Annotated in this window: 19 protein-coding genes; 11 read left to right on the top strand and 8 right to left on the bottom strand. The window is 32.3% G+C overall.

Going from position 1 to position 19,786, the window contains the following annotated elements:
* Window positions 1–105: 105 nt before the first annotated feature.
* The 3 genes from LPB88_RS08360 (at window position 106) to recQ (ending at window position 3,979) form a co-directional block, all read left to right on the top strand.
* Window positions 106–1,074, top strand: a complete 969-nt coding sequence (locus tag LPB88_RS08360; protein ID WP_035681188.1) for a deoxyhypusine synthase family protein — start codon at window positions 106–108, stop codon at window positions 1,072–1,074.
* A gap of 7 nt (window positions 1,075–1,081) precedes the next feature.
* Entirely contained in the window at window positions 1,082–1,489 is a 408-nt protein-coding gene (locus tag LPB88_RS08355; RefSeq protein WP_230714532.1) for a DNA primase, read from the top strand.
* A 171-nt stretch (window positions 1,490–1,660) separates the two neighbouring features.
* A complete protein-coding gene (gene recQ, locus LPB88_RS08350) occupies window positions 1,661–3,979 on the top strand; it encodes a DNA helicase RecQ (protein ID WP_230714530.1) in 2,319 nt (772 codons plus the stop codon).
* 118 nt (window positions 3,980–4,097) lie between these two features.
* Here recQ and LPB88_RS08345 read toward each other — a convergent pair whose 3' ends face one another.
* From LPB88_RS08345 to LPB88_RS08330, 4 genes are all read right to left on the bottom strand, one after another.
* Window positions 4,098–4,613 (bottom strand): DinB family protein, encoded by a 516-nt coding sequence (locus tag LPB88_RS08345; RefSeq protein ID WP_230714528.1) that lies wholly within the window; start codon window positions 4,611–4,613, stop codon window positions 4,098–4,100.
* Window positions 4,614–4,643: 30 nt separating this feature from the next.
* On the bottom strand, window positions 4,644–7,229 hold the full coding sequence (locus tag LPB88_RS08340; protein ID WP_230714526.1) for a phosphoenolpyruvate carboxylase: 2,586 nt from the start codon (window positions 7,227–7,229) through the stop codon (window positions 4,644–4,646).
* 90 nt (window positions 7,230–7,319) lie between these two features.
* The gene (locus LPB88_RS08335; protein ID WP_007805990.1) at window positions 7,320–7,799 is read right to left on the bottom strand and encodes an Lrp/AsnC family transcriptional regulator; all 480 of its coding nucleotides are present in this window, start codon (window positions 7,797–7,799) and stop codon (window positions 7,320–7,322) included.
* Between the two features lie 77 nt (window positions 7,800–7,876).
* Complete coding sequence (locus LPB88_RS08330) at window positions 7,877–9,031, bottom strand: M14 metallopeptidase family protein (RefSeq protein WP_230714524.1); 1,155 nt, start codon at window positions 9,029–9,031, stop codon at window positions 7,877–7,879.
* A gap of 312 nt (window positions 9,032–9,343) precedes the next feature.
* Between LPB88_RS08330 and LPB88_RS08325 the strand changes: the two genes are divergently transcribed.
* Window positions 9,344–9,820: a helix-turn-helix transcriptional regulator gene (locus LPB88_RS08325; RefSeq protein WP_230714522.1), complete on the top strand. Its 477-nt coding sequence runs from the start codon at window positions 9,344–9,346 to the stop codon at window positions 9,818–9,820.
* An 83-nt stretch (window positions 9,821–9,903) separates the two neighbouring features.
* On the opposite strand, the gene LPB88_RS08320 is transcribed toward LPB88_RS08325, so the two are convergent.
* The gene (locus tag LPB88_RS08320) at window positions 9,904–10,455 is read right to left on the bottom strand and encodes a 1-acyl-sn-glycerol-3-phosphate acyltransferase (protein ID WP_230714520.1); all 552 of its coding nucleotides are present in this window, start codon (window positions 10,453–10,455) and stop codon (window positions 9,904–9,906) included.
* A gap of 64 nt (window positions 10,456–10,519) precedes the next feature.
* Here LPB88_RS08320 and LPB88_RS08315 point away from each other — a divergent pair, with 64 nt between their 5' ends.
* From LPB88_RS08315 to LPB88_RS08295, 5 genes are read left to right on the top strand one after another with little or no spacing between them, the layout of a single operon-like run.
* Window positions 10,520–11,185, top strand: coding sequence for a spermidine synthase (locus LPB88_RS08315; RefSeq protein ID WP_230714518.1), 666 nt, complete (start codon window positions 10,520–10,522; stop codon window positions 11,183–11,185).
* 11 nt (window positions 11,186–11,196) lie between these two features.
* On the top strand, window positions 11,197–11,874 hold the full coding sequence (locus tag LPB88_RS08310) for a peptidoglycan DD-metalloendopeptidase family protein (RefSeq protein ID WP_230714516.1): 678 nt from the start codon (window positions 11,197–11,199) through the stop codon (window positions 11,872–11,874).
* Between the two features lie 6 nt (window positions 11,875–11,880).
* Window positions 11,881–12,357: a hypothetical protein gene (locus LPB88_RS08305; RefSeq protein ID WP_230714511.1), complete on the top strand. Its 477-nt coding sequence runs from the start codon at window positions 11,881–11,883 to the stop codon at window positions 12,355–12,357.
* Window positions 12,358–12,366: 9 nt separating this feature from the next.
* Entirely contained in the window at window positions 12,367–12,894 is a 528-nt protein-coding gene (locus tag LPB88_RS08300; RefSeq protein ID WP_230714509.1) for a hypothetical protein, read from the top strand.
* A 47-nt stretch (window positions 12,895–12,941) separates the two neighbouring features.
* Window positions 12,942–13,412: a nuclear transport factor 2 family protein gene (locus tag LPB88_RS08295; protein WP_230714507.1), complete on the top strand. Its 471-nt coding sequence runs from the start codon at window positions 12,942–12,944 to the stop codon at window positions 13,410–13,412.
* A gap of 423 nt (window positions 13,413–13,835) precedes the next feature.
* Here LPB88_RS08295 and LPB88_RS08290 read toward each other — a convergent pair whose 3' ends face one another.
* From LPB88_RS08290 to LPB88_RS08280, 3 genes are all read right to left on the bottom strand, one after another.
* A complete protein-coding gene (locus LPB88_RS08290) occupies window positions 13,836–14,441 on the bottom strand; it encodes an NAD(P)H-dependent oxidoreductase (protein WP_230714505.1) in 606 nt (201 codons plus the stop codon).
* Window positions 14,442–14,719: 278 nt separating this feature from the next.
* The gene (locus LPB88_RS08285; protein WP_230714503.1) at window positions 14,720–15,580 is read right to left on the bottom strand and encodes an AraC family transcriptional regulator; all 861 of its coding nucleotides are present in this window, start codon (window positions 15,578–15,580) and stop codon (window positions 14,720–14,722) included.
* Window positions 15,581–15,838: 258 nt separating this feature from the next.
* A complete protein-coding gene (locus tag LPB88_RS08280) occupies window positions 15,839–17,326 on the bottom strand; it encodes an aminotransferase class V-fold PLP-dependent enzyme (RefSeq protein ID WP_230714502.1) in 1,488 nt (495 codons plus the stop codon).
* Window positions 17,327–17,507: 181 nt separating this feature from the next.
* Here LPB88_RS08280 and msrA point away from each other — a divergent pair, with 181 nt between their 5' ends.
* Both msrA and LPB88_RS08270 read left to right on the top strand, forming a co-directional pair.
* Complete coding sequence (gene msrA, locus LPB88_RS08275) at window positions 17,508–18,041, top strand: peptide-methionine (S)-S-oxide reductase MsrA (RefSeq protein ID WP_230714500.1); 534 nt, start codon at window positions 17,508–17,510, stop codon at window positions 18,039–18,041.
* A gap of 168 nt (window positions 18,042–18,209) precedes the next feature.
* Window positions 18,210–19,778, top strand: coding sequence for a YdiU family protein (locus LPB88_RS08270; protein WP_230714498.1), 1,569 nt, complete (start codon window positions 18,210–18,212; stop codon window positions 19,776–19,778).
* The last annotated feature ends 8 nt before the right edge of the window (window positions 19,779–19,786 follow it).

The raw sequence follows: 19,786 nt of genomic DNA, 5'->3' as shown, positions 1-19,786 counted from the left end.
AAAAAACTGCAAATTGAAAATTTAATATCTTAAAAATTATTAATTTGCATAACAACTTAAAAGGTTAACACTTTTAATTCAAAAAAAAATAAAAAATAAAGACAAATGAAAGGACCAATCAGTCAGTTTATTGAAAAACATTATTTACACTTTAACTCTGCTTCTTTAGTTGATGCTGCAAAGGCATACGAACAACAATTGGCAAACGGTGCTAAAATGATGGTAAGTATGGCTGGCGCTATGAGTACAGCAGAAATTGGTAAAATTTTTGCCGAAATAATTAGACAAGATAAAGTACAAATTATTTCATGTACTGGAGCCAATCTAGAAGAAGACATCATGAATTTAGTAGCACACTCTCACTACGAAAGAGTGCCAAATTATCGTGATTTAACACCAGAAGACGAATGGGCATTGCTTGAAAGAGGTTTAAATCGTGTTACTGACACTTGTATTCCTGAGCATGAAGCATTCCGTCGTTTACAAAAACACATTTACAAAATCTGGAAAGATGCTGATGATAAAGGAGAACGTTATTTTCCTCATGAATTCATGTACAAGATGTTGTTATCTGGCGTTTTAGAAGAATATTACGAAATTGACTTAAAAGATAGCTGGATGTATGCAGCTGCAGAGAAAAATTTACCTATTATTGTTCCAGGTTGGGAAGATAGTACAATGGGAAATATCTTTGCTTCATACGTAATCAAAGGTGAATTAAAAGCCTCTACCATGAAATCAGGAATTGAATACATGACATTCCTTGCAGATTGGTATCCAAAAAATAGCACTAACGGAATTGGATTTTTCCAAATTGGTGGTGGTATTGCAGGAGATTTCCCTATTTGTGTGGTACCAATGTTGTATCAGGATATGGAAATGCATGATATTCCGTTTTGGAGTTATTTCTGTCAGATTTCAGATTCAACGACAAGTTACGGTTCTTATTCAGGAGCAGTTCCAAACGAGAAAATCACTTGGGGTAAATTAGATATTAAAACCCCTAAATTTATTATTGAGTCGGATGCTACAATTGTTGCTCCGTTAATTTTTGCTTACTTATTAGATTTATAGGATATTTATGAAAAGAGTTATAGTAGACTACGCTAAACTTACCAACGAAATTTTAAACCTTTTGGTAGAAAAATTTCCTGATGGTTATGATGATTCGGATGTAATCCGTTTTAGAAATGCTAAAAACGAATTGATCGAAGCTGTTGAAGTTCGTACTGAAGACACTATTTATTTAGTAAAAATTAGTACTAAACTTGCTGACAGAATTGAGAACTACGATGAAGATGACGACATTGATCTTGATGTTGATACAATCGAACCAGTAAAAGGTCTTGATCTTGATGATGATAGTGATGACGACGACGATGACGATACACAAGATAAACCGGACGTTGATGGCGGAGATGACGATGATGAAGATAGAGACCCGGATGACATCGCTGACGAAGATGATGACGAAGACGACGAAGATTAATTTATATCTTTAAAAAATAAACTAAAGGAACTCTACTAGGGTTCCTTTTTTTATGTAAGCAATAAAAATGGTTGGAATATTTGATTTTAAATATAATTTTTTATTTTATAAGAAAAATAGTACATTTAATACTTTTACAACATTCAAAATAATAATGATAATATCTGCCAAATGAGTTCAGAAGTACTACACGCCAAATTAAAAGAAAATTTTGGGTTTGAAAAATTCAGACCTAATCAGGAAACGATTATAAACACAATTCTTTCAGGTCAGGATACTTTGGCTATTATGCCAACAGGTGGAGGGAAATCAATTTGCTTTCAATTGCCGGCTTTGGTTTTACCTGGAATTACAATTGTGATTTCGCCATTAATTGCCCTGATGAAAGACCAGGTTGATAGTTTAAAAACCAACGGAATCAATGCTTGTTATATAAACAGCAGCCAGTCAAGTGAAGAACAGCAGTTTTATATTGATAATTTAAAATCTAATAAATTTAAACTCGTTTATATAGCTCCAGAGAGTTTGTCTTATTTAGATGTTGTTTTTAATGAATTGACAATCAGTTTAATTGCAATTGATGAAGCACATTGTATTTCATCATGGGGACATGATTTTCGTCCGGCATATACTAATTTAGGATATTTAAAAAACCGCTTCCCTTCTACTCCAATTCTGGCTTTGACTGCAACTGCCGATAAAGCAACACGTACAGATATCACAAAACAATTAAATCTAAAAAATCCAAAGACATTTGTAGCGTCTTTTGATCGAAAAAATTTAAGTTTAGAAGTTCGTCCGGCACTAGACCGTGTAAAACAAATTATTGATTTTGTCGAAAAGAAACCCAATGAATCTGGAATTGTTTATTGCTTAAGCAGAAAAACCACAGAAGAACTTGCTGATAAATTGCGAAAAACCGGTATAAAAGCTAAAGCTTATCATGCAGGTTTAGATAATAAACTTCGTGCAAAAACGCAAGATGAGTTTATAAATGATGATTGTCAGGTAGTTTGCGCTACAATCGCTTTTGGGATGGGAATTGACAAATCGAATGTTCGATGGGTTATTCATTATAATTTACCAAAAAATATAGAAGGTTATTATCAGGAAATTGGCCGTGCGGGTCGTGATGGTTTACCTGCCGAAACAGTTTTATTTGAAAGTTATGCCGATGTGATTCAGCTTCAGAAGTTTGCGTCCGAAGGATTGAACTCAGATGTGCAGTTGGCAAAACTGGAAAGAATGAAACAATATGCAGATGCATTAAGTTGTCGTAGAAAAATTTTGCTTTCCTATTTTGGTGAACTCGTTAAAGAGAATTGCGGTAACTGCGATATTTGCAAAAATCCTCCAACTTTTTTCGATGGTACGATTCTCGCGCAAAAAGCATTGTCGGCAATTAGTCGTTTACACGAATCTGAGCCATTGGCTGTAATTGTAGATTTTTTAAGAGGCTCGAGAAACGCGTATATCTACGAAAAAAATTATCAAAGCTTAAAAACGTACGGAATTGGCGCTGACATTTCTTGGTACGATTGGAATCAATACCTGATTCAATTAATTAATCTTGGATATTGCGAAATTGCCTTTCATCAGCATAATAAAATTTTACTGACTTCTTTTGCAAAAAAAGTTTTGTTTGAAGGAGAAAAGGTAAAATTGAATACTGTTGTCAAAAAAGTAATAGATAAAACCGAAATCAAAGAAACAAAAACTAAAGCTGCTAAAAATTCTCTTTTTGAAATTCTTAGAAAACTTCGTTATGAAATTGCAAAAGACGAAGAAGTTCCGGCGTATGTGATTTTTAGCGACGCTGCTTTAAGGCAAATGGAAAGTTTAAAGCCAACGAATGATGAAGAATTTCTGGCGATTGATGGTGTTGGTAAAGCTAAACTTGAAAAATATGGTTCGGAATTTATAGATGCTATTGTCTATTATGAAAAAGTAAAGAAGGCAAATGCTAAAGTTAAAAAAGAAAGCAACACTTATAAAACAACTTTAGAACTTTTTAAAAGTGGTAATAGTATTGAAGAAATTGCCAAAAAAAGAAATTTGGGACAAGCAACTATCGTGTCGCATTTGGCAAAATTATATGTTGACGGACATGATTTTGATTTAAGTCAGTTTGTTTCAGAAAAAGAAATTTCTCAATTGCAAAAAGCGCAAATCGAGCTTGAATTTCCAACTGCATTGAAACCTTATTATGATTATTTTGAAGAAAAAATATCTTACGATAAAATTCGATTTGGATTAGCTATTCTAGAAAGGCACAAAAATGATGATGAAAAGCTAAAAATTAAAGCTTATTCATTGGATGAGAAAAGATTAGAAAATCCTGAAGCTTATAAAAAATGGAGTTCAGAGGAAGATTCAAATCTTGTTCATAATTTTTATCAAGGAAAGAAAGTGAAAGAAATAGCGCTTTTGTTAGGAAGAAATGAAGGCGCAATAAACTCCAGATTGAAAAAATTAGAATTAAAAAAATAATTTTCTCGGTTTTTTTATTTTTTTATTTCATTTTTGACTTAGTAGAAATTATAAATCATCTGTGAAAAAAATCCTGTGAAAGAAACTTCACAGGATTTTTTTTATATTTAATAGAAAGTTACAAATATCTCTCTTCAAAAACTTTTTGATGATGCTTTTGGTGTCCAATAATTACAAATCCCAAAGCACGAACAGAAATTTGATTGTTAGAAGCTGTACCAATTCTTTTAAGTTGTTCTTCAGATAAACTTTTGAAAAATAACAAATTAGAATGTCTTAAAGCTGACAGCTCAGTCAACAAACTCTGAATACTTCTACTTCCTGAATCTGTACTATTTGCGTAATCATCTTCTTCAAAACTAGGTAAAGGTGTTTTGTCATTTCTGGAGAATCGCAACGCGCGATAAGCGAAAATACGCTCGCAATCCATGATATGCTGGATAATATCTTTTATCGTCCACTTGCCTTCTGCATAGCGATAATCAAATTTATCCATTGGAATATTTTGAACAAACTTTATAAAATCATGCAAAGAGATTTCTAGTTCTTCAAATAAATTTACATTTCCGGCTTCTCTAATATAATTAGCAAAACCACCTGAATATTCATTTTCTGTTAATTGATCTGCATTCATTTTTTACAACTTTTTTATATTATAATTTGATTATGCTGAATTTCTACTCGCGTTGGTATTTCCGAAAAGTGATCTTGTTACGATTTTCTCGTATACTTTAATTAGGTCTTCGTTAGTACTATTTTCTTTATTTAATTCATTAATTCTTAACAAAGCATATTGTTGTATTGTCAAGAGCGGCAATACAATACGTTCTCTTATTTGAATCGATGCTATACCATCAGGGTAATTTTCCATAAGGGTTTTATGATCGGCTATTTTAAGTAAAAGACGTTTTGTTTCTAAGAACTCATCATAGATAATTTGCCAAAATTCTCCAAACTCAGGATCTTTTTTCATGTATGCCGTAAGTGGGAAAAATGATTTTGCCAATGACATCATACTGTTTTCAAGCAAGGTTTTGAAGAATAAAGAATTGTGATACAAATCATATACTTTGTCCCATTGACCACTTTCCTCAAAATATTTTAGAGCAGATCCTACTCCAAAGAAACCAGGTACATTTTGTTTTAACTGACTCCATGAACCTACAAATGGAATTGCACGTAAATCTGCAAAATCCAATTGCTCAGATTTACTTCTTTTTGACGGACGGCTTCCAATATTTGTTTTAGAATAGTATTTCAACGTACTCATCTTCTCTAAATACGGGATAAATTTTGGGTGATTTTTAAAACTCAAATATTTATCATATCCCAAACCTGCTAATTGTGTTAAAATCGCAGTTTCTTCAGCAGACAATTCATTTTGCGCTTTACTGAAAACTTGATTTGTAACACCAGCACTTAATAAATTCTCAATATTATAGCGACAAGAATCTAGAGTTCCAAAATTAGAACTAATTGTTTGTCCTTGAACCGTAATCTGAATTTCGTTATTCTCTATTTTTGGCCCTAAAGAAGCATAAAACTTATGTGTTTTTCCACCACCACGAGCTGGAGGTCCACCACGTCCATCAAAGAAAATGGCTTTAATTCCGTATTTTCTGGAGATTTCTGTCAAAGCAACTTTTGCCTGATAAATACTCCAGTTCGCCATTAAATAACCACCGTCTTTAGTTCCGTCAGAGAAACCAAGCATAATAGTTTGTTTGTTTCCTCTTGCTTCAAGATGTTTTGAATATTCCGGATTAGTATACAATTGCTCCATGATTTCATGAGCATTTTGTAAATCATCAACTGACTCAAAAAGCGGAATAATGTCTACACTAGGATTTTCCCAATCATTCAGACGAATCATTGCAAAGGTTTCCATCACGTTCAATGCGCTTTCATTATTACTAATAATGTAGCGATTAGCTCCAGATTCACCGTTAGCTTTTTGAATGGCTTTTATAGCTTGTACAGATTCCAGAGTCGATTTTGTAATTTCATCATTAAAATCATCAGGATTCAATTCTCCTTTAACTTTTGATAAAACCGCTATTTTTTCAGATTCAGACAATTCAAAATAATTCTCAGGGAATATATTTGAACCAGAATTCAAATAATGATTCACTACATCTTTGAATACAGCATCGTGAATTTTACTATTTTGGCGAATATCCAAAGTAGCAAAATGGAATCCGAATAGATTAATTTTTACCAGAAAAGCTTCCAGTTCATCAAGATATAATGACTGGTGTTTCTCAATAATAATATTTCTTATTTTGTTTAATTGCGATAATAACTCTTCTAATGTGATGTAGATTTCACCTTTAGAATAAAAAACAGAACGATAAAGTTTATGTTCAAGTTCTGCTACTAAAGTATCTACTCCTGAGAAAGTTAGCTTACGTTTTAGATTTCTCATTTCAACATAATAACACTTTAAAATAGAAGTACGTAAACGCTCAGCTACTTTCAAAGTAATCTCAGTAGTAACAAAAGGATTCCCGTCACGATCGCCTCCTGGCCAGAATCCAAGTTTGATTAATTGATTCTGAATGGCTTTTCCCTCGTGGATGTTTTTTTGCAAATAATGAACAATTTCTCCAGAAGTAGCATAAAACACATTTTCTAAATACCAAATCAAAGAAACCGCTTCATCATAAGGATTTGGCTTTTCGTTCTGGATAAAAGGAGTTTTTCCTAATTGCGCCAATAATTGTTTGATTTTTAGTAAATCATTTAAACGAATAGCTTCGGTTAAATCATTTATAATACCCAAAACAGGTCCAGGATAAAATTGCGTTGGATGCGCTGTTAAAACCGTTCTAACGTTAAAACTTTCAAGGAATTCCATTAATTCCTCGTCTTTTTCCTTAGCATCTGATTTTTCTTTGATATCACGTAAAGATCCACGGCCTTCCATATTGTTAACAACCGGAAAAGCAGCGTCTTCAATAGCATCAAAAAGCACAATTTGACGCTCTATATACTGAATAAATCGAAACATTAAGTCGATTTTTTCAGTCTCTGAAGCATTGTTTAAGTATTTATTAGAAAAGAAATCAAAGATCTCTTTTGGAGTTTCTTGTTTTTTAAAGCCAGTTTCGCAAGTTTCTGTAAATAAAGGAAGTAAAACCCCTGTATTATCAATAGAATCAAATGGTAATGTTATAAAAACACTATTATAAATGTGATATTTAGAGAGAACATCTTGATTAAAACGTTCAATTTTGGGTAACGTGTACATAATTGTGTTGTAGTTGGTTGGTTAATTAGTCATAAAAAAACCCCAAGAATAAACTTGAGGTTATATTTAAATATAGCATTCAAGAAAATATTACATATTTTTAAAAATAGTATGCATCAAACGCTTCTTATCGTTTATACTTTCTTCTAATGAAATCATTGTTTCAGTTCTGTAAACACCTTCAATATCGTCAATCATAAAGATAACCTCTTTTGCGTGCTTAGTATCTTTTGCTCTAATTTTGCAAAAAATGTTGAATTTACCTGTAGTTACAGACGCTACTGTAACGAAAGGAATTTGATTGATGCGCTCTAATACAAATTTAGTTTGAGACGTATTATTAAGGAATACACCTACATAAGCAATAAATGAGTACCCTAATTTATCGTAATCTAAGGCCAATGAAGAACCCATTATTATTCCGGCGTCTTCCATTTTTTTTACTCTAACATGTACTGTTCCAGCAGAAATCAATAGTTTTTTTGCAATGTCAGTAAACGGAACTCTCGTATTGTCTATTAACATATCTAAAATCTGGTGATCTACTTCATCTAAACGAAATTTACTCATAATTCTTTAATTAATATTACTAATTGCTATTACAAAGTATAAAAATATATATAAAAAACAACAAATTCACATAAAAATTAACTTTTTATCAATCCGTTAACAAATTTAACATTTTTATCTAAACAAAAATCTGCTTTTTGATTCATTTTCGGAAAATTTGTAAAGTCATCTGAATAAACGGCTCCTTTTGCATCGTATTCATAATGTCCAAAATAATTTTCCAACTCGCCAACTTCAACTATGTAAGCGTTAAAGTGAATCTTATTTTCAATCAATTCTTCTTTGTATTGTGCGACAAAATTCGTAATAATTTCGATACCATCATAATTTATTTTGATATTTTTATACATAAAATCATAAAAAACGACTTTATTTTGTGAAATATTCAAATAATCATGAATTCTATTATCAACTAAATCGTTTTCGCCGATCAGTTTGAAACTCGTAATAAGTGAGAAAAATAAGAGCTTTCGGGTAATTTCTCTTTCGTAGTCATTAGGAAAATGACCTCCTTCAAACAAGATTGTAGGCACTCCTAAAAACTGAAAAGTATCTCCTATACAATTGATATTGAACGAATCATCAAAGCGGCCTACCTGCCCCGGAATGTATTTTTGTAGAACATCATTGATTCCTGCAATCACATTTATGGCTTTTAATCTGTTCTCATTGATCTCTCTTTCTTCATTATATGAAGGCGCTAAAAATGAAACTGTAGCCGGTTTTCCTGTTTCGCCTGCACCAAAAATAGTTCGCTGATCATGAAGGTTAAAGCAGTAATGAGGCTTAAAAGTTTCAAAAACCTCACGTAAAACCTTACTTTCTGGCTGAGTTAGGTTCTGGGAATCGCGATTTAAATCAATTTTATTAGCATTTTCGCGTGTATAAAGTCTTGCACCGTCAGGATTTAATATCGGAATGCTGTAAAAAGTAAATGTTTTAAGCATTTTCTCTGCAAATTCAGACCCGTTGTTTAATACATTAATGAAATCAAATAATGCTTTTGTAGTCGTGCTTTCGTTTCCATGCATCTGTGACCAAAGATAAATACGTGTTTCTCCGGTACCAATTTCATAACTATATATAGGTTCGCCTAAAACTGATGTGCCAATAATTTTGACTTGATTGTTTGTATTTAATTTATCTAATAAAGGTTGAATGTGGTCTAAAGTTAAATAACGACCTTCTATAGATTGTTCTTTGTATTGGCTAAATAGTTCTTCTAAATTCATTGTCTTTTGATTAGTTTACAAAAGTAAACATCTTTCTTTTTACAATTGTAAACAATGAAAAAGTAACAGAATTTAGAAATGTAAACAGTAAAAAGCTCAATTATCGAAAGCTTGATTCTATTATAGTTAACAAATGTTATTACTTTAATTAGTAAGTATTAAAAATCTATTTTTCAATAAGTTATACATTACTTATTAAAGTAATACTTCTCTACTATATGGCTTATAAATTCAATTTACAACTGTAAAATAGGTTATGTGATCCTTTTTAGTTACATTTGTAAACACAGGAATCAATTATAATAATTTACAATGGTAAACATCGATGATTTTGTAAAAAGGCTAGAAATTATATTGGATTATTATGGCTTGAATGCTTCTTCTTTTGCAGATAGAATTGGCGTACAACGCTCTAGTATGTCTCACCTACTTTCGGGCAGAAACAAACCAAGCTTAGATTTTGTACTTAAAATTCTGGATGTTTTTCCAGATGTTGATCTCTATTGGATTTTGAATGGAAAAGGAAATTTTCCTAAAAGCGAAGAAGAAAGCAGTAATGTAAAAAACTATGAAACTCCAGAAATTGAAAATCTGCATGCTCCTACTTCATCAAATGAAAATTTTATGGCAGGAGATTTGTTTTCTCAAATAAATAATAAGGAAGATGAAAAATCACAACCAAGATATTCTCTGGAAGTAAAAAATCAAAATTTGAGATCTGAAGAAAGTGAAATTGAGAAAATAGTTATTTTTTACAAAAATGGGACATTTAAGTCCTATGTCCCATAAATTATAAAAATCGTGTATTTGAAATTTTTTCAAAATATTTTTGATTTAAGCGATTCTCACGCAATCAAAAAAATATCGAAAATTTAGAGTTGAAATCCGTTTTGAGGAATTTTACCAATAACTCCATCATAATGCTTTTTTAAAACTTGTAAGTCGGCTTCGTAATCTCCAGTCAGGAAAACGGGCTTTCCTAAATTAACTTCTTTTTTACCCCAATCAAATGCAACGGGAACAATTGGCACATTTGCTTTGAGTGCTATATAATAAAAACCGGTTCTTATTTCTTTTACTTTTTTGCGAGTTCCTTCTGGAGCAACTGCTAGTCTAAAAATTTCTTTACGTTCAAAAATTGCAGCAATCGAATCGACTTTATTTAAACCGCCCGAGCGATCAAGTGGTTCACCGCCTGCGCTTCTAAAATAATATCCAAAAGGAAACTTAAATAATTCCTTCTTTCCAACCCAATTCATTTGCAATCCGGAGATTCCGCGGGTAAAAATTCCTAAGTAAAAATCATGATTACTTGTATGCGGCATAACCATCAGTACACATTTTTTTACTTCAGCATTTTCAAGCCCAACAACCTTCCAGCCCATTAGTTTTAAAAAGATGAATTTATATAATTGTTTTTTCATTAAAATTTATTTTTCATGCAAAATAAAAGATTTAAAGTGGTAATTTTGAGTAAAAGCTTATAAAATGATTCAAAAGTTATTCAGTTATCTAATTCCAATCAAGATATTCAAAAAAAAATCAGCCAGAAGCAAAATAATCGAAGTTACATGGGCTAATGGTGAGTTAGTTTTAGATTCTGAAAACACCAATTACTCTTACGGAAGTTTGCAACGTATATTAAGGTATGGACTTAGAAATATTGGATACAAAGCAATTCTTGAAATGGATCACGTTTTATTACTAGGTGTTGCCGGAGGAAGCGTGATAAAAACATTAGTTAACGAAATTGAATATAAAGGTAAAATTACCGGTGTTGAAATTGACTCAGATATGATTCAAATTGCAAATGAGTATTTTAACCTGAATCAGATAAAACAGCTGAACGTTATTATTGATGATGCTTTTGAGTTTGTTTTAAAAACAAAAGAAAAATACGATTTGATTATCATTGATATTTTTGAAGACATTCACATGCCTAACTTTTTGTTTGAGAAATTTTTTAGCGATCGCGTTTGTTCGCTTCTTAAGGATCAGGGCTTTGTTTTATTCAATACAATGATTCTGGATGAAGCTCATAATGTTCGAAACAAAAAATACATTGCCGAAATTAACCCCAAGTTATTTACTTCAAAAATGCTGCCCCGCATAGAAGTTCATAACGAATTAATAATTATTGAAAAAGTCGCCTAAATCTAAATTTTATGAAACCTCTTGCCTCTATTTTAAAAGCCTTACCACCTACAAAAGTAATTGATTCAAGTATTGATTTTTCTAAATACATACCCTTGGATTTATCTGTTATGAATCACGAATTAGTACAATACAAGCCTGAAAATGCTGTTGAATTCGAGAATTTTATTTCAAACTATCTCAAAAAAAACAACGCCGAAGTCGCTTTTGGCGGTTATATAGAAGGACGGACTTTGTACCAGCGAAGTACAATTTTTAAAAACGATTCTATTCCGGAACGAAACATTCATATTGGTCTGGATTTATGGACAAAAGCAAATACTGCGGTGTTAGCTCCGCTTGACGGAAAAGTGCATAGTTTTAAAAATAATATTGGTTTGGGCGATTATGGCCCAACGATTATTCTGGAACATGAAGTCGAAAATGAAAAATTTTATACTTTATACGGACATTTATCGTTAGAAAGCATAGAGAACCTCACCGTTGGGACATTATTTAAAAAAGGCGAAAAAATTGCTGCTTTAGGAAATTCAGACGTTAACGGAGATTACGCACCTCATGTACATTTTCAAATTATACAAAATATTGAAGAATACTGGGGAGATTATCCCGGAGTTTGCAACACAAATGACCTTAACTTTTATATAGAAAACTGTCCCGACCCTAACTTATTATTAAAAATAACTTAAATAGTTATGAAGAAAGCAGGATTGATTATATGTTTGTTGTTATTAATTGGATGTAAATCTAAAACCATTACCAGAGATACAGAAGATTTAAAAGTAAAGAAAGTTTCCAGTGCCGAAATTAATGCGAGTCAGCAGAAAAAAGCCTACGAATTAGGCAAAAGAGTTTTAGAAACTTGCAATACCTCAAAATTTAAACCATTTAATGAAACCGAAGTAACACAGTCTGTTAGAGAAAACACGACTGAAGAACGATTGACTAAAACTTGTTTGAGATTTAGACAATATTACGGAAGTTTTATTGATTTGAAATTAGATGGCGTTTACAAAACCAAGCAAGAAGTAATATATCGCTATCATGCTTTATATTCTAAAAAAGTGGCCAATAAGGAGTTGCGCATTTTTGTAAACGAAGACAATCTAATTTCGGCAATAAAATCAATGGATTGGGATGAAAAATTTGATTCAAAAATAACAGATCAATAAACTAAAACTATGAATTTAAGATTACCGCTATTTGTATTATTGCTAATTTCTACTTTTGCCAATGCTCAGAATAACATGAGTGTAAAAGACTCAAAACCTTTTGAGGCAACACAAAATTATACTTTCATTTGCGAAAAATATGCCTTTACAGGTGAGGCAAATGTTCAGGTTGCAAAAACAGATAAAGGCGGAATCTTAAAGTTAACTGTTGCAACTGCTAATGACAAAGCCAGAATTGCCGGCGGTGTATATGTAGACTTAGCCAACGGAGACGTAATTCCATGCGTAGATAAAAATGTCAAAGAATCTACTGATGGCAAGACCTCGGCTTACTATTACTTCACTCCTGCCGAATTTGCAAAACTTAGAAAAACAGACATTTATGCCATTCGATTTATCATTTCGGGAGGTTCAAACACCTTTGGGAATCAAACCGGATATTTTACGGCAATTAATAAAATGAATTATTTTTCTACTGCATACGACAAATCAAAAAAATCGTATGATACAGCAAAAGAAATTAGTATTTTAAAGTAGAACATTTAATAAAATAAATCTTATATTTATATTCTAATTTTTTTCCTATGAATGCCAACGAAGCTTTAATCACAAAATTCTATACTGCTTTTGCATATGCCGACGCTAAAACAATGTGTGAATGCTACCATCCAAAAATTCACTTTATCGATCCGGCTTTTGGCTTATTAAAAGAAGAACAAGTGTCTAAAATGTGGGAAATGCTGATTTTAAAAAGCAAAGGCAACATTAAAATTGAATTTTCAAATGTGAAAGCCGATGATTTTTCGGGCTCTGCAAATTGGGTTGCAACTTATAATTTTAGTAAAACAAACCGAAAAGTAATTAATAGAATCGCTGCCGAATTTGCCTTTCAGGATGGGCTAATCATCAAACATACAGATAATTTTGATGTCTGGAAATGGTCAAAACAAGCTTTTGGTCCAACCGGATACTTATTGGGCTGGACAGGTTTCTTCCAAAAGAAAGTTCAGCAACAAGCCTTGTCATCGCTTAAAAAGTTTCAGGAATCCAAATAACTTTCTTAAACTGGATATTCTAAATATATTATGTAGAAAATTTTCAGGAGCAGATCAATCAGATTTCTCAAGACCCAAAGTCCTGCTTTCGCCTATATCTTTGTAGGTTCCTCTCAAAGGATGCCGACTCTATCGGGGCTAGGCCAGAAATCTATAATTCATAAAAATAACAAACCCGACAGATTCTAAAAACCTGTCGGGTTTGTTATTAAGACATATTTTACACAAAGCAAACATAATATTGTCATCCCGAGGAACGAGGGATCCCCGCAAGAAACTAACACAAAGTTTTTTTTTAGATTGTCGAGCTACTTACGGAGATCCCTCGTTCCTCGGGATGACAAAAATACGCAGGCCAATTTGAATATAATTTTTTGTTGAAGTTCCTTACAATATTACTCTGTAATCTTTGCGATTAATTCTCTACAAACTAAAAACTTCAGCTAAATGCTCAGGATAATTTTCAAGATAATTTTCGACAGTTCCGCCTTTAAAAATATCAAAGCAATTATAATCCGGTGAAATATCAAAACCACAAAAACGATAACTGCTTGAAAGATTCAAAAATAAATCTGAGGTTGTTTTTCCTTGCATAAACTGCTGAGAAGGATTTCCGAAAGCCTCTTCAGGAGCATTCCATGTTGCCGAAATCATGAATTTTTTTCCATGTAATTTTCCACCACTTCCATATTGTTTTGTCGAATCTTCACGCGATCTTCCATCTCCCGAAAGAAACTTTTGACTGTGCAATCCGCTATTAAAAACTTCGTCCGTATACTTTTTATAAATCCAGGGTGCGCCAAACCAATTTACCGGAGTTTGCAAAATAACAATATCAGCACTTAAATGTTTTTCAACTTCTTCATCAGGATTGTATCCATTCTCAACCTTAGTTTCGAGAACTTCATAATTCTTCTCTTCAAAAAATTGTTTAGCAATTTCAATAAAGGAGTTATTTAATTTTCCTTCCGTCCAATTTGGGTAAGTTAAATGCGTATTAATCAATAATACTTTCTTTTGTTTTTCCATTTTAATATTTTCTATTTTCTACTCAGCAAAAGTAAAAATGGATCATCAGGAACGAAGAAACAAACTACCAGTAAAAAAGAGACAAATTACTGATAACAAAAAAAATCTCTTAACACATAGAAACATAGATTTAGGATCTGTAAAAAGAGAATAAAAAGAAATATCTTTCTTGCACATAGCTGGACTCTGTGTCTTTTAAAGAAGTGACACGTCTTTTTTGAGCGTGTAGAATCTATGCTTCTATGTGTTAAAACTAATTACACCCAACAGGGTTAGTATTAATTATTAGTTTTTATTTGTTCCCGATATTCTTTAGGAGTTAAGTTGACTTGTTTCTTGAAAAACTTAGAAAAATAATTGGGATACTCAAAACCCAATTCATAAGCCACTTGAGTATTATTCATTGCATTATTTTTTTCCAATAACTCCTTTGCTTTTTTTATTACAAATTCATGAATATTCTCAAGGGCAGATTTATTCGTAAAATGTTTAATAATATCACCCAAATAATTTGGCGTCAAACCCAACTGATCGGCAAAATACTGAACATTTGGAAGTTGCTTAATCGGTTGATTGTAATAATCTTTTAAATTTTGCTGAAAATCGGTTACAATACGATTGTATTGTTTTGGATTTGTAGAAAATTGTCTATTATAAAAAGCTTCAACTACCGAAATCAATACATTAATATAAGAAAGTAGTACACCAAAATCTTGTTTTTCACTTTTATAGTACTTGTACATCAAACCAAATAGTGTTTGTATTTCCTGTACCTCACTTTCAGTTAAATATAAAGCTTCATGTTGTCCATAATCAAGATACGTTTTGAATAAAAACCTATTTTCTTCAATGATTTTTTTAGAAAGCTGCACATACATTCCAGTATAATTTGGTTCAACATTCCATCCGTTCACCATTTCAGGACTGCTAAAAAATATTGCTGTTATCGGTTTTGGAACTTCTAATGTTTTATCTGTATAATCAATTTTTATAGAAATACGATAAAAATCAGCCTTCACAGGCTCAGATTGCGAACGCATATTTGCAGAATCATAATAACCAATATCGATATCATTATCGATTGGCTTTTTTAATCCAACGTATTCGTTAAATGATTCAAAATCCTTAAAGATTATCATTTTATTGTATTGTTAATTTTAACAAAGGTTAGAAAAAAAACTATAAAACAACAAACCCGACAGGTTTAATTTCAAGGTTTCGGGGCTTACAAATCTACTTTCATGACAAAGCTTTGCGTCCTTAAAAAGACATAGTAAACATAATAAACTTATCTTCCTCTGCGAAAAAACTTTGTAGACTTTGCGGTTAATTAAATAACAAACCCGACAGGTTTTAAAAAAACAGTCGGGTTCAATACTATATTTTGTTGTTAATTTTTATGACTTAAACCAGCCAGCAACCAATTCATCTTCAAATGAATTAGCATTTTTATGAATAAATTCGTTTGTATTTTTATTATAAGAATAGTCCAAAGCCCACGATTTGTGGTTTTGAGCTAAATCTTTAATGCTTTCGCAAACAAAAGCAATTTCTTTATCAGTAGTAGTTGGGTGAATAGACATTCTAATCCATCCCGGTTTTTTGATTAAATCACCAATCGTAATTTCATTGACCAATTTATTCGAAGTTTCCTGATCTACGTGTAGCAAAAAGTGTCCGTAAGTTCCCGCGCAGCTGCATCCACCTCTGGTTTGAATTCCGAATTTATCATTCAATAATTTCACACCTAAATTAAAATGAAGATCTTCAATAAAGAAAGAAATTACACCTAGACGATTTTTATGTTGTCCGGCAAGAATTTTAATATTCGAAACAGGATCTAATTCGTTAAAAACAAAATCAACAATCTCATGTTCACGCTGTAAGATGTTTTCAATTCCCATTTCTTCTTTAAGCTCAATCGCCAAAGCGGTTTTAATCACTTGAAGGAAACCTGGAGTTCCGCCATCTTCACGATCCTCAATATTATCAACATATTTGTGTTCACCCCAAGGATTTGTCCAGCTTACCGTTCCTCCGCCAGGACAATCAGGAATCATGTTATTGTACAATTTTTTATTAAAAATCAAAACTCCCGAAGTTCCGGGACCACCTAGAAATTTATGAGGAGAAAAGAAAATGGCATCTAAGTAAGCTTCAGGATCTGCAGGATGCATGTCGATTTCTACATAAGGTCCAGAACAGGCAAAATCTACAAAGCAAACTCCATTATGCTGGTGCATTATTTTTGCGGCTTCGTGAAACGGAGTTTTTAAACCAGTAACATTTGAACATGAAGTGATAGAAGCAATTTTTATCGTTCTATCAGCATATTTTTCTAATAATAAAGCCAGATTATCTAAGCAAAAAAGCCCTTTTTCACAAGACGGAATAATCTCAACATCTGCAATAGTCTCTAACCATGAGGTTTGATTAGAATGATGCTCCATGTGAGAGATAAAAACAACAGGGCGTTTTTCAGCAGGAACTATCGTACAATCCTTTAAGTTTTCCGGGATTTTTAGACCTAAAATGCGTTGAAATTTATTGATAACACCTGTCATTCCAGTACCATCAGTAATCAAAACATCATCATTACTCGCATTTGTGTGACGTTTAATAATGTTTCTTGCATGATGATAAGCTTTTGTCATGGCAGTACCTGACACAGTAGTTTCTGTGTGAGTATTGGCGACAAAAGGGCCAAATTCATTCAGAAGTTTCTCTTCAATAGGTCGATACAAGCGTCCGCTGGCAGTCCAATCCGTGTAAACAATCTTTTTTGTGCCATAAGGAGAGGTAAATTCCTGATTAACCCCAACAATATGCTGTCTAAAATCCTGAAAATAGGTCTCTAAAGTGATGGTATTATTTTTGCTATTCATTAGTGTGCCTGAGTTTGATTGCAAATATATTGCTTTTTTATAGAATTGCGAATTTATCAATTGTAAACTTCAAACATTAAATAACCTTTTAGTATCTTTAATTAAATAGTCTTTTTTTGAATAAATTATCATAATATTCTATCGGATTAATAGGGCATGTAAAACTTTAACTATAACATTTATGGGAAATTTATCAGTAGCTACTTTTGGTGGTGGATGTTTTTGGTGTATAGAAGCTGTAATTCAGCGTTTAAAAGGAATAAAATCTTTAAAATCAGGATATTCAGGCGGATTTATTAAAAATCCCCCGTATCGTGAAGTTTGCACTGGCAGAACTGGTCATGCAGAAGTTATACAAGTAACTTTTGATCCTGACATAATTTCATATCATGACTTAATTTTTATTTTCATGACAAGTCACGATCCAACAACTCTAAATCGTCAGGGTGCAGACGTAGGTACACAATACCGTTCTATTGTTTTGTATCATGACGAAGAACAAAAAGCAATTGCAGAGCAGGCTTTTGAAGAAGTTAAACCTTTTTATGAAGATCCAATTGTAACTAAGTTGGTTGCTTTTGAGGTGTTTTACGAAGCCGAAGAAGATCATCAAAATTATTACAATAACAATCAGGAAGCTCGTTATTGCCAGATTGTAATAGATCCAAAAGTGCAGAAATTAAAAAAAATGTACGCGAATAAACTGGTTGATTAAATAAAAGATTTGCCACAGATTTATTATAACAATCTAAAAAGGTTTTCCGCCACGAATTCACGAATAATTGTGCATATTTGTCTAATAAATTCGTGAATTCGTGGCTATTTCTCAGATATAGAAGTCTTTTTAATCTGTGGAATTTGTTGCAAAAGAATAAAAATTACAATGAAAAATTTAAAAATAAATAACAGATTTACAGCTGAATTGCCTGCAGATCCTAATGAAGTCAATGAAGTTCGTCAGGTATCAAATGCGCTTTTTTCTTACGTGAATCCAACAATACCATCGAATCCAAAATTAATCCATGCATCTAAAGAAGTTGCTGAATTGGTTGGAATTACTCCAGACGAAATCCAATCTGAATCGTTTTTGAATGTTTTTTCAGGAAAAGAAGTTCTAGCAGAAACTCGTCCGTACGCAATGTGTTATGCAGGACATCAATTCGGGAATTGGGCCGGACAATTGGGTGATGGCCGCGCTATTAATTTAACTGAAGTAGAAAATGACAATCAGTTTTTCACACTTCAGCTAAAAGGTGCCGGAAAAACTCCCTATTCAAGAACTGCCGATGGTTTGGCAGTTTTGAGATCTTCGGTTAGAGAATATTTATGTGCCGAAGCGATGTATTATTTGGGAGTTCCCACTACCCGATCACTTTCATTAATGTTATCCGGTGACGAAGTTTTACGGGATATTTTATACAACGGAAATCCGGCTTATGAAAAAGGTGCAATCGTTTGCCGTGTAGCGCCATCGTTTATTCGTTTTGGAAGTTTCGAAATGCTGACTGCACGAAATGAGCTCAAAAATTTAAAAGAATTTGTGGAGTACAATATCAAGCATTATTTTCCTGAAATAAAAGGAGAGCCAAAAGAACAATATTTGCAATTCTTTAAAACAGTTGCAGATAAAACCCGAGAAATGATTTTACATTGGCAACGCGTTGGTTTTATACACGGTGTAATGAACACAGATAATATGTCCGTTCACGGAATTACGATCGATTATGGTCCATATGGCTGGTTAGAAAATTACGATCCAAACTGGACTCCAAACACGACCGACAGTCAATACAGAAGATATCGTTTTGGCAATCAACCACAAATCGCACAATGGAATTTATACCAATTGGCAAATGCAATTTATCCTCTAATTAACGAAGCTAAACCGCTTGAAGATATACTTGAATCATTTATTTTAGATTTTAATTCTGACTATAAAATAATGTTTTTAAGTAAATTAGGATTGTTTACTTCTAGTGAAACTGATGATGAATTAATTGCTAATTTGGAAACTGCTTTGCAATTATCAGAAACGGATATGACCATCTTTTTTAGAAATTTAAGTACGGTTCAGAAATTAGATTCTGTTGAGAAAGCGATAGAGAAAATTCAATATTCTTTTTATATTCCGGAGCAAATTTCTGGAGACATACTAGAATCCTGGAATAATTGGTTTACTATCTATATCCAAAGATTAAATACAGAGAAACTTTCTGATAAAGAACGCTCAGAAAAAATGAATGGGATTAATCCAAAATATGTCTTAAGAAATTATATGTCTCAATTGGCTATTGACGCTGCTGATCAAGGTGATTATTCTTTGATAAATGAATTGTATTTATTATTACAAAAACCTTATGATGAGCAACCGGAATACCAAAAATGGTTTGCAAAACGACCAGATTGGGCACGCTCAAAAGTAGGTTGCTCTATGCTTTCTTGTAGCTCTTAAGTTTTTTT

This window comes from Flavobacterium sp. JAS, assembly GCF_020991455.1.
In the GTDB taxonomy this organism is placed as follows: Bacteria; Bacteroidota; Bacteroidia; order Flavobacteriales; family Flavobacteriaceae; genus Flavobacterium.
Note: the sequence above shows the minus strand (reverse complement) of the source record. Positions and strands in the feature narration are given on the sequence as shown.

Excerpts from the sequence above, each read along its gene's own strand:
- LPB88_RS08360 (WP_035681188.1), top strand. The coding sequence starts at position 106 with ATGAAAGGACCAATCAGTCAGTTTATTGAAAAACATTATTTACACTTT.
- LPB88_RS08355 (WP_230714532.1), top strand. The coding sequence starts at position 1,082 with ATGAAAAGAGTTATAGTAGACTACGCTAAACTTACCAACGAAATTTTA.
- recQ (WP_230714530.1), top strand. The coding sequence starts at position 1,661 with ATGAGTTCAGAAGTACTACACGCCAAATTAAAAGAAAATTTTGGGTTT.
- LPB88_RS08345 (WP_230714528.1), bottom strand. The coding sequence starts at position 4,613 with ATGAATGCAGATCAATTAACAGAAAATGAATATTCAGGTGGTTTTGCT.
- LPB88_RS08340 (WP_230714526.1), bottom strand. The coding sequence starts at position 7,229 with ATGTACACGTTACCCAAAATTGAACGTTTTAATCAAGATGTTCTCTCT.
- LPB88_RS08335 (WP_007805990.1), bottom strand. The coding sequence starts at position 7,799 with ATGAGTAAATTTCGTTTAGATGAAGTAGATCACCAGATTTTAGATATG.
- LPB88_RS08330 (WP_230714524.1), bottom strand. The coding sequence starts at position 9,031 with ATGAATTTAGAAGAACTATTTAGCCAATACAAAGAACAATCTATAGAA.
- LPB88_RS08325 (WP_230714522.1), top strand. The coding sequence starts at position 9,344 with ATGGTAAACATCGATGATTTTGTAAAAAGGCTAGAAATTATATTGGAT.
- LPB88_RS08320 (WP_230714520.1), bottom strand. The coding sequence starts at position 10,455 with ATGAAAAAACAATTATATAAATTCATCTTTTTAAAACTAATGGGCTGG.
- LPB88_RS08315 (WP_230714518.1), top strand. The coding sequence starts at position 10,520 with ATGATTCAAAAGTTATTCAGTTATCTAATTCCAATCAAGATATTCAAA.
- LPB88_RS08310 (WP_230714516.1), top strand. The coding sequence starts at position 11,197 with ATGAAACCTCTTGCCTCTATTTTAAAAGCCTTACCACCTACAAAAGTA.
- LPB88_RS08305 (WP_230714511.1), top strand. The coding sequence starts at position 11,881 with ATGAAGAAAGCAGGATTGATTATATGTTTGTTGTTATTAATTGGATGT.
- LPB88_RS08300 (WP_230714509.1), top strand. The coding sequence starts at position 12,367 with ATGAATTTAAGATTACCGCTATTTGTATTATTGCTAATTTCTACTTTT.
- LPB88_RS08295 (WP_230714507.1), top strand. The coding sequence starts at position 12,942 with ATGAATGCCAACGAAGCTTTAATCACAAAATTCTATACTGCTTTTGCA.
- LPB88_RS08290 (WP_230714505.1), bottom strand. The coding sequence starts at position 14,441 with ATGGAAAAACAAAAGAAAGTATTATTGATTAATACGCATTTAACTTAC.
- LPB88_RS08285 (WP_230714503.1), bottom strand. The coding sequence starts at position 15,580 with ATGATAATCTTTAAGGATTTTGAATCATTTAACGAATACGTTGGATTA.
- LPB88_RS08280 (WP_230714502.1), bottom strand. The coding sequence starts at position 17,326 with ATGAATAGCAAAAATAATACCATCACTTTAGAGACCTATTTTCAGGAT.
- msrA (WP_230714500.1), top strand. The coding sequence starts at position 17,508 with ATGGGAAATTTATCAGTAGCTACTTTTGGTGGTGGATGTTTTTGGTGT.
- LPB88_RS08270 (WP_230714498.1), top strand. The coding sequence starts at position 18,210 with ATGAAAAATTTAAAAATAAATAACAGATTTACAGCTGAATTGCCTGCA.